Genomic DNA, 12,925 nt, shown 5'->3' with positions numbered 1-12,925 from the left:
GTCAGAGAACCTCCGGTGCCAGGCTGATGATCTTCATATAGCCACGGCCGCGCAGTTCGCGAACGACGGGGCCGAAGATGCGGGTGCCGATCGGCTCCTCGTTCTTGTTGACGAGCACGGCGGCGTTGCTGTCGAAACGGATGACCGAGCCATCGGCGCGGCGCACATCCTTCGCGGTGCGGACGATGACGGCGCGATGGACGTCGCCCTTCTTCACCTTGCCGCGCGGCTGGGCTTCCTTGATCGACACGACGATCACGTCGCCCACGCCGGCAGTGCGACGCTTCGACCCGCCGAGCACCTTGATGCACTGGACGCGCTTGGCACCGCTGTTGTCAGCGACTTCCAATTGTGACTGCATCTGGATCATCGATGCATTTCCTTCTTTTTTGGCCTACCGGGATACCCCGGCGGTTCCGTGAAAATCTTCAGCCTTCGGCCGCGGCGGGAGCAGCCGGGGTCGAACCCTTCGGCTTGCTGTGGGTGTCGACCTTGTCGAGCACCTTCCAGGTCTTCAGCTTCGAAATCGGTTTCGTTTCCTCGATACGGACGGTTTCGCCAGCCTTGATGGCGTTGTCTTCATCGTGGGCGTGATATTTCTTCGAGCGGCGGATGATCTTGCCGTACAGAGGGTGCTTCACCTTCCGTTCAACCTTCACCACGACGGTCTTGTCGCCCTTGTCGGACACCACCGTACCGGTCAATATGCGCTTCGGCATCGATAGTCTCCTTACTTCGCGGCCGAGCGCGTGCGCTCGGTCTGCTGCGTCTTGATGCGCGCGATCGAGCGGCGCACTTCCTTGACGCGTGACGCTTTTTCAAGCTGGCCGGTGGCCGCCTGGAAGCGAAGGTTGAACGCCTCGCGCTTCAGTTCGCCAAGCTGTTCGGCGAGCTGGTCGTCGGTCTTGGCCTTGAAATCGTCGGTCTTGGCCATGTCCTTAACCCTCCAGATGCGAGGTGTCGCCGAGACGGGCAATCACCTTCGTCTTGATCGGCAGCTTCATCGCAGCGCGTTCGAACGCCAGCGCGGCCACGGGGCCCGGAACGCCGTCGAGTTCGAACAGGATGCGGCCCGGCTTCACACGCGCGGCCCAGAATTCCGGCGAACCCTTGCCCTTACCCATACGGACTTCGGCAGGCTTCGACGATACGGGAACGTCGGGGAAGATGCGGATCCACAAACGGCCCTGACGCTTGATCGCACGGCTGATCGCGCGGCGAGCCGCTTCGATCTGGCGCGCGGTGATGCGCTCGGGTTCCATCGCCTTCAGCCCGTAGGAGCCGAAGTTCAGGCTGGTCCCACCCTTGGCGTTACCATGGATGCGGCCCTTGAAGGCCTTGCGGAACTTGGTTTTTTTCGGTTGCAGCATGTCAGCAGTCCTTAGCGGCGATCTTCACGAGCCGGACGGACACCGGTCGTCTGTGCATCAAGCATCAGACGGTCGGTTGCCATCGGGTCGTGGCCGAGAATCTCGCCCTTGAAGATCCACACCTTGATCCCGCACACGCCATAGGCGGTGTGTGCAGTCGATTCGGCATAGTCGACATTGGCGCGCAGCGTGTGCAACGGTACCCGGCCTTCGCGGTACCATTCGGTGCGCGCGATTTCCGCGCCGCCAAGACGGCCGGCGCAGTTGATGCGGATGCCCTCGGCGCCCAGACGCATCGCCGACTGAACCGCACGCTTCATGGCGCGGCGGAACGCGACGCGGCGTTCGAGCTGGTCGGCAATGCCCTGGCCGACGAGCTTGGCGTCGACTTCGGGCTTGCGGATCTCGACGATGTTCAGCGACACGTCGCTGCCCGTCAGTTCACCCAGCTTCTTACGCAGCTTTTCGATGTCCGCGCCCTTCTTGCCGATGATGACGCCCGGACGGGCGGCATAGATCGACACGCGGCACAGCTTCGCCGGACGTTCGATCACGACCTTCGAGATCGCGGCCTGCGGCAGGTTCTTGAACACATATTGGCGGATCTTCAGATCCTCGACCAGCATGCGGCCATAGTCCTGGCCTTCGGCGAACCAGCGGCTGTCCCAGGTGCGGTTGACCTGCAGGCGCAGGCCGATCGGATTGCTCTTCTGGCCCATCTTACGCCTCTTCTTCCTGTTCGCGCACGACAATGCGGATGCGGCTGAACGGCTTGACGATCCGGGTCGACTTGCCGCGGCCACGAGCGTGCCAGCGCTTCATCGAGATCGACTTGCCGACGCTGGCTTCCTTGATGACGAGCGCATCAACGTCGAGGTTGTGGTTGTTTTCCGCGTTGGCGACGGCGCTGGCGAGAACCTTGCGCACATCGACGGCCATCGCCTTCTTCGAGAAAGCGAGGACGTTCATCGCGTCTTCGACCTTGCGGCCGCGGATCAGCGCGGCAACGAGGTTCAGCTTCTGCGCCGAACCGCGAATCTGCGTGCCGACCGAGAGCGCCTCGTTATCCGCAACGCGGCGGGGGGACTTTTCCTTGCCCATTAGCGTTTGCCCTTCTTGTCCGCCGCGTGGCCGGGGAAGAAGCGCGTCGGCGCAAATTCACCCAGCTTCATGCCGACCATGTCTTCATTGACCGACACCGGCACGAACTTGCGGCCGTTGTAGACGTTGAAGGTCAGCCCCACGAACTGCGGCAGGATGGTGGACCGGCGCGACCAGGTCTTGATAGGCGCACTGCTGCTGCCTTCCTGGGCCGTTTCGGCTTTCTTGAGGAGATGAAGGTCGACAAAAGGACCTTTCCAGACCGAGCGAGCCATGGCTTACCTCTTCTTCTTCGCGTGACGCGACCGGATGATCATATTGTCGGTCGACTTGTTGTGGCGCGTGCGAGCACCCTTCGTCGGCTTGCCCCACGGGGTAACCGGATGACGGCCACCCGAGGTGCGGCCTTCGCCACCGCCGTGCGGGTGATCGACCGGGTTCTTGGCGACGCCGCGGGTCAGCGGACGCTTGCCGAGCCAGCGGTTACGGCCGGCCTTGCCCAGGTTGGTGTTCTGGTTGTCGGGGTTCGACACCGCGCCGACCGTGCCCATGCACTCGCCGCGGATGTAACGCTGCTCGCCCGAACCGAGACGCACGATCACCAGACCGCGGTCACGACCGACGACCTGTGCATAGGTGCCGGCCGAACGGGCGATCTGGCCGCCCTTGGCCGGCTTCATCTCGATGTTGTGGACGATCGTGCCGACCGGCATCTGCGACAATTCCATCGCATTGCCCGGCTTCACGTCGGTCTTCTTGCCCGCGATAACCGTATCGCCGACCGCCAGACGCTGCGGCGCCAGGATATAGGTCTGCTCGCCGTCCTCATATTTGATGAGCGCGATGAAGGCCGTGCGATTCGGGTCATATTCCAGACGCTCGACGGTGGCCGGCATGTCCCACTTGCGACGCTTGAAGTCGATGAAGCGGTACTTCTGCTTGTGGCCGCCGGCGATGCCGCGCGAGGTCACATGACCCTTGTTGTTGCGGCCACCGGTCTTGCGCTTGCCTTCGGTCAGCGCCTTGACGGGCTTGCCCTTCCACAGCGACGATTTGTCGACGAGGATCAGGCCGCGCTGCGCGGGACTGGTCGGATTATAGGATTTAAGTGCCATTTTCTCTGCCTCTTCCTACAATCAGACGCCGGTGGTGACGTCGATCGACTGGCCTTCGGCCAGGCGAACGATCGCCTTCTTCACGTCGCTGCGGGTGTAGGGCTTGCCCTTCCAGCGCTTGGTCTTGCCCTTGGTGATCAGCGTGTTGACGCTGAGAACCTTGACATCGAACAGCGCCTCGACGGCGGCCTTGATCGCGGGCTTGGTTGCGTCGCCCGCAACCTTGAACACCACTGCGTCATTTTCGCTGAGCAGCGTCGACTTTTCGGTGATCACCGGAGCGAGGATCACGTCATAGTGACGCGCGTCGACTGTTTTTGCCTTAGCCATTGAAGCGTGCCTCCAGCTTTTCGAGGCCGGCGCGGGTCAGGACCAGCGTATCGGCGCGCAAAATGTCATAGACGTTGGCGCCCGCGGCCGGCATCGCGTTGATGCCGATGAGGTTGGCCGACGCCATTGCGAAGCTTTCGTGCACCGCATCACCGTCGATGAAGAGGGCGCGATTGCCAAGTTCGAGCTTGCCGAGCTTGCCGGCGAGCGCCTTGGTCTTGGCGTCCTTGAGCTCGAGCGTGTCGATGACGACGAGCTTGCCGCCCTTCGCCTTGTCGCTGAGCGCCATTTTCAGGCCGAGAGTGCGGATCTTCTTGTTCAGCGAGTGGCCGAAGGTGCGGGCACGCGGGCCATGCGCCTTGCCGCCGCCGATGAAGATCGGGGCCGCGCGATCGCCGTGACGTGCGGTACCGCCGCCCTTCTGGCGACCGAACTTCTTGCCGGTGCGCGAAACATCGCTGCGTTCGCGGGCCGCACGAGCCGGGCCGCGGCGCTTTTCAAGCTGCCATGCAACGACGCGATGCAAGATGTCGGCGCGGGCGTCGACGCCGAACACATCGTCATTGAGATCGATGTCGGTGCCGGCCTTGCCGTCGAGGGTTTGAACCTTGACCTTCATGATCAGGACTCCTGTGCGCCGTCGGTGGTGGCAGTGTCGACCACGGTTTCTTCAACCGGGGTTTCCACGGGCGCATCAGCCGGGGCTTCTTGATTGGCGTTCGCCGCGCTCTTGATGCCCGCAGGATAGGGGGCCTCGGGATGGCGCGGCAGCTTGACCGCATCGCGGACCATCAGCCAGCCGCCCTTCGAGCCAGGGACCGAGCCCTTGACGAAGAGAAGGCCGCGCTCGACGTCGGTGCGGACGATTTCGAGATTCTGCTGGGTGCGGTTGCGCGCGCCCATATGGCCGGCCATCTTCTTGTTCTTGAAGACGCGGCCCGGATCCTGGCGGTTACCGGTCGAACCATGCGCACGGTGGCTGATCGAAACACCGTGGGTCGCGCGCATACCGCCGAAACCCCAGCGCTTCATCGCACCGGCAAAGCCCTTACCCTGGGTCACGCCCTGGATGTCGACGATCTGGCCGGCGACGAAATGGTCGGCCGACAGTTCGGCGCCGACGTCGAGCGTCGCGTCGTCAGCGACGCGGAATTCGACGACCTTCGCCTTGGGCTCGACTTCGGCCTTGCCGAAAGCGCCACGCTGCGGCTTCGCAACATTCTTCGCCTTCGCCGAGCCGGCACCGAGCTGGACAGCCACATAGCCGTCACGTTCTTGTTCGCGCACGGAGATAACCTGACAGCCTTCGAGGCTCAGGACGGTGACGGGCACGTGGCGGCCGTCGTCCTGAAACAGGCGGGTCATCCCCATTTTCTTCGCGATCACGCCAGTCCGCATGATCAAACTCCTCAACAGAGGCCGGGCGGACCATTCCGCACGGCTTGCGGGACCCCGCCAAGGCGAACCTCGACGAGAACCCTCCCAGCCCGAATTTCGATGCATCGCCCCGTCCGGGCTGAGGTGCCGCCTTCCCTCGGGTTGGCGGCGAGACGGGGGACGCAGCCCGGACCATGATGCTTCCGAAGAAGCGGTCCGGCGGTATCCACCCTATCGTCGGTCCGGATCGCTCCGGACAATGCGGCTTCCGGGGAAGCCGCCGATAGAGACCCCGGTTTTCACCGGGGCTTCGCTGGCCTTAAGCCAGCTTGATTTCTACGTTCACGCCCGCGGCGAGGTCGAGCTTCATCAGCGCATCGACCGTCTGCGGCGTGGGCTGCACGATGTCGAGCAGCCGCTTGTGGGTACGCACCTCGAACTGCTCGCGCGACTTTTTGTCGACATGCGGACCGCGGTTCACGGTGAATTTCTCAATGCGCGTCGGCAGCGGGATCGGGCCGCGAATAAGCGCTCCGGTACGACGTGCCGTATCGGCAATGTCGGTGGTGGCCTGATCGAGCACGCGGTGATCAAAGGCCTTCAGGCGAATGCGAATATTCTGCGTTTCCATGACTGTTCCAGTCGAATCCCGTCTGACGATGCGAAAGAGCCGAAATGGCCTGTTCCGGCCCCCTGACGGAAGCCGGCCCGGCCATCAAAAATCTTTAAGCTACGAGCCGCGCGAATCGCTTCCGAATCGCGCGGCTCGCGGCCCTATATTACTTTGTGATCGTCGCCACAACCCCTGCGCCGACCGTGCGGCCACCTTCGCGAATCGCGAAGCGCAGACCCGGGTCCATGGCGATCGGGGCGATCAGCTTGACCGACAGCTGGACGTTGTCGCCCGGCATGACCATCTCGGTGCCCTCGGGAAGGATGACCTCGCCGGTGACGTCGGTGGTGCGGAAATAGAACTGCGGACGATAGTTCGCAAAGAACGGCGTGTGACGGCCGCCTTCGTCCTTCGACAGGACGTAGACTTCCGAGGTGAACTCGGTGTGCGGCTTGATCGTGCCAGGCTTACAGAGAACCTGGCCACGCTCGACTTCTTCACGGCCGACGCCGCGGATCAGTGCACCGATGTTGTCGCCGGCCTGGCCCTGGTCGAGCAGCTTGCGGAACATTTCGACGCCGGTGACGACGGTCTTCTTGGTGTCCTTGATGCCGACGATTTCGACTTCTTCACCCACCTTGACGATGCCGGTTTCGACGCGGCCGGTGACGACGGTACCACGGCCCGAGATCGAGAACACGTCTTCGATCGGCATCAGAAAGGGCTTGTCGAGCGGACGTTCCGGCTGCGGGATCCACGCATCGACGGCTTCCATCAGCTTCAGGATCGCGTCCTTGCCGATGTTGTCGTCGCGGCTTTCCAGCGCGGCGAGCGCCGAACCGGCGATGATCGGAATATTGTCGCCGTCGAAGTCGCGCTTCGAAAGTTCTTCGCGGATTTCGAGTTCGACGAGCTCGAGCAGCTCGGGGTCGTCGAGCTGGTCGACCTTGTTGAGGAAGACGACCATGGTCGGAACGCCGACCTGCTTCGCAAGCAGGATGTGCTCCTTGGTCTGCGGCATCGGGCCGTCAGCAGCCGACACGACGAGAATCGCGCCGTCCATCTGGGCGGCACCGGTGATCATGTTCTTCACATAGTCGGCGTGACCCGGGCAATCGACATGCGCATAGTGGCGGCCGTTGGTTTCATATTCGACGTGCGCGGTCGAAATGGTGATGCCGCGCTCACGCTCTTCGGGCGCCTTGTCGATGTTCGCGAAGTCGACGGCAGCGTTGCCCGCGACGTTTTCGGCGAGCACCTTGGTGATCGCGGCGGTCAGCGAGGTCTTGCCATGGTCGACGTGACCGATGGTGCCGATGTTGCAGTGCGGCTTCGTCCGCTCAAATTTAGCCTTGGCCATGTTTAACAACCTTCTTGTTCATGTGTTTGCGTTGATCAGTCCTGGACGAGCCCGCTGAATCAGGCGCCGCCCTTAGAGGGTCTTGCCGCGCGGCGCAAGTCCGCGCGGCCTTACCGTCAGGCCATCTTGGCCTTCACTTCTTCGGCGACGTTCGTCGGCACTTCTTCATAATGCGAGAATTGCATCGAGTAGCTGGCGCGACCCTGGCTGAAGCTGCGCAGCTGATTCACATAGCCGAACATATTCGCCAGCGGCACGATCGCCTCGACGACCTGGGCGATGCCCCGGCTGTCGGTGCCCTGGATCTGCCCGCGACGGCTGTTGAGATCGCCGATCACGTCGCCCATGAATTCCTCAGGGGTAACCACCTCGACCTTCATCACCGGCTCGAGCAGCTTGATGCCGGCCTTCGCCGCCACTTCGCGCATCGCCGCACGGCCCGCGATTTCGAACGCCAGCGCCGACGAGTCGACGTCGTGGTACGCGCCGTCCGTGAGCTTGATTTCGAAGTCGATGATCGGGAAGCCGATCATGTGACCGTTTTCGGCCGATTCGCGCATGCCCTTTTCGACCGACGGGATATATTCGCGCGGAATGTTGCCGCCCTTGATCTCGTCGATGAAGGTGATGCCCGCGCCGCGTTCGCCGGGAGCGACGGTGACCTTGACGCGGCCGAACTGGCCCGAGCCGCCCGACTGCTTCTTGTGGGTATAGTCGACGTCGACGGCCTTCGCGAGCGATTCGCGGTACGCCACCTGCGGCGCACCGACATTCGCTTCGACCTTGAACTCGCGCTTCATGCGATCGACGAGGATATCGAGGTGAAGCTCGCCCATGCCCTTGATGATCGTCTGTCCCGATTCATGGTCGGTCGACACACGGAACGACGGATCCTCGGCGGCCAGGCGGTTGAGCGCGATGCCCATGCGTTCCTGGTCGGCCTTGGTCTTCGGTTCCACCGACAGCTCGATGACCGGCTCGGGGAATTCCATCCGCTCGAGGATGATCGGCGCGTTGGTGGCGCAGAGCGTGTCCCCGGTGGTGGTTTCCTTGAGCCCGGCAAGCGCAACGATGTCGCCCGCATAGGCTTCGTCGATGTCTTCGCGGCTGTTCGCATGCATCAGCAGCATGCGGCCGACCTTTTCCTTCTTGTCCTTCACCGAGTTCAGGTAGGTGCCCTTGTTCAGGGTTCCCGAATAGATGCGCGCGAAGGTGAGCGAGCCGACGAACGGGTCGTTCATGATCTTGAAGGCGAGCAGCGACAACGGCGCGGCGTCCGACGTCTCGCGCGAATCGGGCTGGTCATTGTCCGGGTTGATGCCCTGGACGTCCGGAATGTCGAGCGGCGAAGGCAGATAGTCGACGACCGCGTCGAGCAGCGTCTGCACACCCTTGTTCTTGAACGCCGAGCCGCAAAGGACCGGAACGAATGCCTGCGCCAGCGTACCCTTGCGGATCAGCGCCTTCAACGCCGCGACGTCGGGAAGCGTGCCTTCGAGATAGGCCTCCATCGCATCGTCGTCCTGTTCGACGGCGAGTTCGACGAGCTTTTCGCGATATTCGGCGGCCTTGTCGGCGAGGTCGGCGGGAATTTCCTCATAGAAGAATTCGGCGCCGAGGCTTTCATCCTTCCAGATGATAGCGCGCTCGTTGACCAGATCGACCAGGCCCTTGAAGTCGCCTTCGGCGCCGATGGGCAGATAGAGCACGGCCGGGGTCGCACCGAGACGATCGATGATCGTCTGGACGCAATAATAGAAGTCGGCGCCGGTGCGGTCGAGCTTGTTGACGAAGCACATCCGCGGCACTTTATACTTGTCGGCCTGGCGCCACACGGTTTCCGACTGCGGCTCGACGCCGGCAACGCCGTCGAACGCGGTGATCGCACCGTCGAGCACGCGCAAGCTGCGCTCGACTTCGATCGTGAAGTCGACGTGGCCGGGGGTGTCGATGATGTTCAGGCGATGCTCGGGACCCTGGCCCTCGGCGGCTTTCCACAGGCAGGTGGTGGCGGCCGACGTGATCGTGATGCCGCGTTCCTGCTCCTGCTCCATCCAGTCCATCGTCGCGGCGCCGTCATGGACTTCGCCGATCTTGTAGGACTTGCCGGTGTAGTAAAGGATGCGCTCGGTCGTCGTGGTCTTGCCGGCGTCGATGTGCGCCATGATCCCAAAGTTGCGATAATGTTCGAGCGGATGGCTGCGTGCCATGGTCTTTTCCTTGGATTTGGGGGGAGGCCTTTGGGGCCACCCCCGATATAGGAATGATTGTTACGATTGCGAGACGCGCCCCGCGAGGTGCAGGGGCGTCCGTGCAATTACCAGCGGTAGTGGCTGAAGGCGCGGTTGGCTTCGGCCATGCGATGCGTGTCTTCACGCTTCTTCACGGCATTGCCACGGTTGTTCGACGCATCGAGCAGTTCGCCCGACAAGCGCGCAGCCATCGTGGTTTCGCTGCGGTTGCGCGCGGCGGTGATCAGCCAGCGGATCGCGAGCGCCTGCGCACGTTCCGGGCGGACTTCGACCGGAACCTGATAGGTCGCACCGCCGACGCGGCGGCTGCGGACTTCGATGTTCGGGCGGATGTTCGCCAGCGCTTCGTGGAAGACACCGATCGGTTCCTTCTTGGCGCGGGCTTCGACCGATTCGAGCGCACCGTAAACGATGCTTTCAGCGACCGACTTCTTCCCGTCCAGCATGACGCTGTTCATGAATTTCGACAGCACCGTATCACCGAAACGGGGATCGGGCAGGATTTCGCGGCGTTCAGGACGACGACGACGAGCCATGGGGTATTCCTTTACAACAGCATCCCGGCGCCAAGCGCTCGCGGGATGATCAAATAGCCGAAAAAGCGGTCCTTACTTCGGACGCTTCGCACCGTATTTCGAACGGCTCTGCTTGCGGTCCTTCACGCCCTGCGTATCGAGCACGCCGCGCAGGACGTGGTAACGCACACCGGGAAGATCGCGGACACGGCCGCCACGGATCAGCACGACGCTGTGTTCCTGGAGGTTGTGGCCTTCGCCGGGGATGTAGGTGATGACTTCGCGCTGGTTGGTCAGGCGGACCTTCGCAACCTTGCGGAGCGCCGAGTTCGGCTTTTTCGGTGTCGTCGTATAGACACGGGTGCAAACGCCGCGCTTCTGCGGGTTCGCGTCCATCGCTGGAACCTTGGACTTCACTTTCTGCGGAGTCCGGCCCTTGCGGACGAGCTGATTGATCGTGGGCATGAATGCTTCACCTTTATGTGTCCGCCCATCAAAGCGAACGGTTACTGTACCGCGGTGGATGAAGCTCCGGCCGATAATCCGCCAAAAAGGACGAAAAACGGCCGACCTGATAACAGCAAAAGACCCCGGCGGATCGACATGATCTTCCGGAGGCTCCATCCGCGCCAGCAATGTTCAAGCGCTGTTGTAACTGAAAGAGGCAGCAAACCGCCCTTTCCGGTCGAGCGGCCCCCTAGCGGTGATTCCCGGCAGGGTCAAGACCAAGGTCAGGGGCAAAGGGCGGGGGCAGGGGCGAAAAACCGGCAATATTGTTGCGCCGCGCCGGCCGCGCTATCGCTCGCCCATGCCGACCGTTCGCCACGCCAGCTTCGCCCCGCACGTCGCCGCCGACACGCGGCTGCTGATCCTCGGCAGTCTGCCCGGTGCCCGCTCGCTCGCCGAGCGCCAATATTATGCGCATCCGACGAACCAGTTCTGGCGGCTGCTCGGCGACGTCATCGAACGGCCGCTCGCGTCGATGCCCTATGAAGAGCGGCTGGTCCAGCTCCGCAAGGCCCATGTCGGCCTCTGGGACGTGATCCGCAGCGCCGAACGGAAAACGAGCAGCGATTCCCTTATTCGCGAAGTCGAGGCGCACGATCTGGGGGCACTGGTCGCGGGCCTCCCCGACCTTCGCATGATCGCCTTCAACGGCGGCAAGGCGGCGGCGATCGGCCGTAAGCAACTGCCGGCGCTGGAGAAGATCGCCGTCGTCGACCTGCCATCGAGCAGCGCCGCGCACACGATCGGCTTCGCGGCGAAACGTGCGCGGTGGCTGTGCCTTCGCGACGCGCTTGCCGCCATCGGACCGAGCCGGTAAGCGCGCGCCATGTCCGCGCCCATCGACCATATCGACAGCTGGATCTTCGATCTCGACAACACGCTGTATCCGCCGTCGGCGAAGCTGTTCGACCTGATCGACGAACGCATGGGTGCCTTCATCATGCGCCTGCTGGGCGTCGATGCGGTCGAGGCGCGGCGGGTCCAGAAACAATATTTCCATGATCATGGCACGACGATGGCCGGGCTGATGCGCCACCATGGCGTCAACCCCGAGGAGTTTCTCGTCGACGTCCACGCCATCGCTCTCGACCGGATCGCGCCCGATGCCCGTCTTCGCGCCGGGCTCGAACGCTTGCCGGGCCGCAAGCTGATCTTCACCAACGCCGACGCCGATTATGCCGCGCGCGTGCTCGATGCGCGGGGAATCGCCGACCTGTTCGACGGCATCTGCGACATCCGCATTCTTCGCTACACGCCCAAGCCCGATCCCGCCGCCTATTCGCTGATGATCGACCATCTCGGCATCGACCCGGCTCGCAGCCTGTTCGTCGAGGATATGGCCCGCAACCTGACCCCGGCAAAGGCGCTGGGAATGACCACTGTGTGGCTGGACAACGGCAGCGAAAGCGGCCATCGGGACCACCTGCCGGATCATGTCGATTTCCACGCGACCGACATCGCCGACTGGCTTGACAATCTGCCTTCACCTTGGGGAATTTCATGACCACCGACCTCACATCGACGATCGAAGCCGCGTGGGATGCACGCGACACGCTGGGCCTGACGACGACCGGCGCGGTGCGCGACGCGGTCGAAACCACGCTCGCCGGGCTCGACGATGGCAGCTTGCGGGTCGCGGAGCGCGACGCTTCGGGGACGTGGCAGGTCAACCAGTGGCTGAAGAAAGCGGTGCTGCTGTCGTTCCGCCTCAACGACATGGAACTGATCGAGGGCGGGCCGGGCAGCGCGCCCTGGTGGGACAAGGTGCCGTCGAAATTCGCCGGCTGGGGCGAGAACCGTTTCCGCGCTGCCGGTTTCCGCGCCGTCCCCGGTTCGATCGTCCGCCGCGGCGCGCATATCAGCAAGGGCGCGGTGCTGATGCCGAGCTTCGTCAATATCGGCGCTTATGTGGGTGAGGGGTCGATGGTCGACGCCTGGGCCACCGTCGGCAGTTGCGCGCAGATCGGCGCGAACGTCCATTTGTCGGGCGGCGCCGGAATCGGCGGCGTGCTCGAACCGCTGCAGGCGGGGCCCGTGGTCATCGAGGACGGTGCCTTTATCGGCGCCCGCGCCGAAGTGGCCGAAGGCGTGATCGTGCGCGAAGGCGCGGTGCTGTCGATGGGCGTCTATCTTGGCGCCTCGACCAAGATCGTCGATCGCGCGACGGGCGAAATCTTCATCGGCGAAGTCCCGGCCTATTCGGTCGTCGTTCCGGGCGCGCTGCCCGGCAAGCCGCTGCCCGACGGCAGCCCCGGCCCGTCGCTTTACTGCGCGGTGATCGTGAAACGCGTCGACGCCAAGACGCGCGCCAAGACCGGAATCAACGAACTGCTGCGCGACTGAACCGGCGGCCCGGCGCCGTTCCTGCAAGCGGCGAGCGGGTGG

General features: G+C 63.4%; 19 protein-coding genes. 3 read left to right on the top strand and 16 right to left on the bottom strand.

Annotation, left to right across the window (positions count from 1 at the left end):
• Position 1: 1 nt before the first annotated feature.
• From rplN to rpsL, 16 genes are all read right to left on the bottom strand, one after another.
• The gene (gene rplN / locus FHR22_RS17755; RefSeq protein WP_011543078.1) at positions 2–370 is read right to left on the bottom strand and encodes a 50S ribosomal protein L14; all 369 of its coding nucleotides are present in this window, start codon (positions 368–370) and stop codon (positions 2–4) included.
• A 58-nt stretch (positions 371–428) separates the two neighbouring features.
• Positions 429–719: a 30S ribosomal protein S17 gene (rpsQ, locus tag FHR22_RS17750; protein WP_137866191.1), complete on the bottom strand. Its 291-nt coding sequence runs from the start codon at positions 717–719 to the stop codon at positions 429–431.
• Positions 720–730: 11 nt separating this feature from the next.
• Complete coding sequence (gene rpmC / locus FHR22_RS17745) at positions 731–934, bottom strand: 50S ribosomal protein L29 (RefSeq protein ID WP_166945012.1); 204 nt, start codon at positions 932–934, stop codon at positions 731–733.
• Between the two features lie 4 nt (positions 935–938).
• Positions 939–1,370 carry a 50S ribosomal protein L16 gene (gene rplP, locus FHR22_RS17740; protein WP_037515653.1) on the bottom strand — a complete coding sequence of 144 codons (432 nt, stop codon included), beginning with the start codon at positions 1,368–1,370 and terminating at the stop codon, positions 939–941.
• 11 nt (positions 1,371–1,381) lie between these two features.
• Positions 1,382–2,089, bottom strand: coding sequence for a 30S ribosomal protein S3 (gene rpsC / locus FHR22_RS17735; RefSeq protein ID WP_037515652.1), 708 nt, complete (start codon positions 2,087–2,089; stop codon positions 1,382–1,384).
• A 1-nt stretch (position 2,090) separates the two neighbouring features.
• Positions 2,091–2,471, bottom strand: a complete 381-nt coding sequence (gene rplV / locus FHR22_RS17730; protein WP_166945011.1) for a 50S ribosomal protein L22 — start codon at positions 2,469–2,471, stop codon at positions 2,091–2,093.
• Entirely contained in the window at positions 2,471–2,746 is a 276-nt protein-coding gene (gene rpsS, locus FHR22_RS17725) for a 30S ribosomal protein S19 (RefSeq protein ID WP_166945010.1), read from the bottom strand. The genes rplV and rpsS overlap by 1 nt, the downstream gene beginning before the upstream one ends.
• 3 nt (positions 2,747–2,749) lie before the next feature.
• Positions 2,750–3,586 carry a 50S ribosomal protein L2 gene (gene rplB / locus FHR22_RS17720; RefSeq protein WP_166945009.1) on the bottom strand — a complete coding sequence of 279 codons (837 nt, stop codon included), beginning with the start codon at positions 3,584–3,586 and terminating at the stop codon, positions 2,750–2,752.
• Between the two features lie 21 nt (positions 3,587–3,607).
• Positions 3,608–3,916: a 50S ribosomal protein L23 gene (locus tag FHR22_RS17715; RefSeq protein WP_166945008.1), complete on the bottom strand. Its 309-nt coding sequence runs from the start codon at positions 3,914–3,916 to the stop codon at positions 3,608–3,610.
• Entirely contained in the window at positions 3,909–4,535 is a 627-nt protein-coding gene (gene rplD / locus FHR22_RS17710; protein ID WP_166945007.1) for a 50S ribosomal protein L4, read from the bottom strand. Before rplD ends, FHR22_RS17715 begins: the two co-directional genes overlap by 8 nt.
• A 2-nt stretch (positions 4,536–4,537) precedes the next feature.
• The gene (rplC, locus tag FHR22_RS17705; RefSeq protein WP_037515835.1) at positions 4,538–5,314 is read right to left on the bottom strand and encodes a 50S ribosomal protein L3; all 777 of its coding nucleotides are present in this window, start codon (positions 5,312–5,314) and stop codon (positions 4,538–4,540) included.
• Positions 5,315–5,612: 298 nt separating this feature from the next.
• On the bottom strand, positions 5,613–5,924 hold the full coding sequence (gene rpsJ, locus FHR22_RS17700; RefSeq protein ID WP_003042199.1) for a 30S ribosomal protein S10: 312 nt from the start codon (positions 5,922–5,924) through the stop codon (positions 5,613–5,615).
• A 148-nt stretch (positions 5,925–6,072) separates the two neighbouring features.
• Positions 6,073–7,266, bottom strand: a complete 1,194-nt coding sequence (tuf, locus tag FHR22_RS17695) for an elongation factor Tu (RefSeq protein WP_166945006.1) — start codon at positions 7,264–7,266, stop codon at positions 6,073–6,075.
• A 116-nt stretch (positions 7,267–7,382) separates the two neighbouring features.
• Complete coding sequence (fusA, locus tag FHR22_RS17690) at positions 7,383–9,476, bottom strand: elongation factor G (protein ID WP_166945005.1); 2,094 nt, start codon at positions 9,474–9,476, stop codon at positions 7,383–7,385.
• Between the two features lie 107 nt (positions 9,477–9,583).
• On the bottom strand, positions 9,584–10,054 hold the full coding sequence (gene rpsG / locus FHR22_RS17685) for a 30S ribosomal protein S7 (RefSeq protein ID WP_039578261.1): 471 nt from the start codon (positions 10,052–10,054) through the stop codon (positions 9,584–9,586).
• Positions 10,055–10,126: 72 nt separating this feature from the next.
• Entirely contained in the window at positions 10,127–10,498 is a 372-nt protein-coding gene (gene rpsL / locus FHR22_RS17680; protein ID WP_037515637.1) for a 30S ribosomal protein S12, read from the bottom strand.
• Between the two features lie 343 nt (positions 10,499–10,841).
• On the opposite strand from rpsL, the gene FHR22_RS17675 reads away from it, so the two are divergent.
• Genes FHR22_RS17675 through dapD form a run of 3 tightly spaced genes read left to right on the top strand, consistent with a single transcriptional unit; the run spans position 10,842 to position 12,883 of the window.
• On the top strand, positions 10,842–11,357 hold the full coding sequence (locus FHR22_RS17675; protein ID WP_166945004.1) for a DNA-deoxyinosine glycosylase: 516 nt from the start codon (positions 10,842–10,844) through the stop codon (positions 11,355–11,357).
• A 9-nt stretch (positions 11,358–11,366) separates the two neighbouring features.
• Entirely contained in the window at positions 11,367–12,044 is a 678-nt protein-coding gene (locus FHR22_RS17670) for a pyrimidine 5'-nucleotidase (protein WP_166945003.1), read from the top strand.
• Positions 12,041–12,883: a 2,3,4,5-tetrahydropyridine-2,6-dicarboxylate N-succinyltransferase gene (gene dapD, locus FHR22_RS17665; RefSeq protein WP_166945002.1), complete on the top strand. Its 843-nt coding sequence runs from the start codon at positions 12,041–12,043 to the stop codon at positions 12,881–12,883. Before FHR22_RS17670 ends, dapD begins: the two co-directional genes overlap by 4 nt.
• The last annotated feature ends 42 nt before the right edge of the window (positions 12,884–12,925 follow it).

This window comes from Sphingopyxis panaciterrae (assembly GCF_011762125.1).
Lineage (GTDB): Bacteria > Pseudomonadota > Alphaproteobacteria > Sphingomonadales > Sphingomonadaceae > Sphingopyxis > Sphingopyxis panaciterrae.
This window is presented reverse-complemented; position numbering and strand designations above follow the sequence as displayed.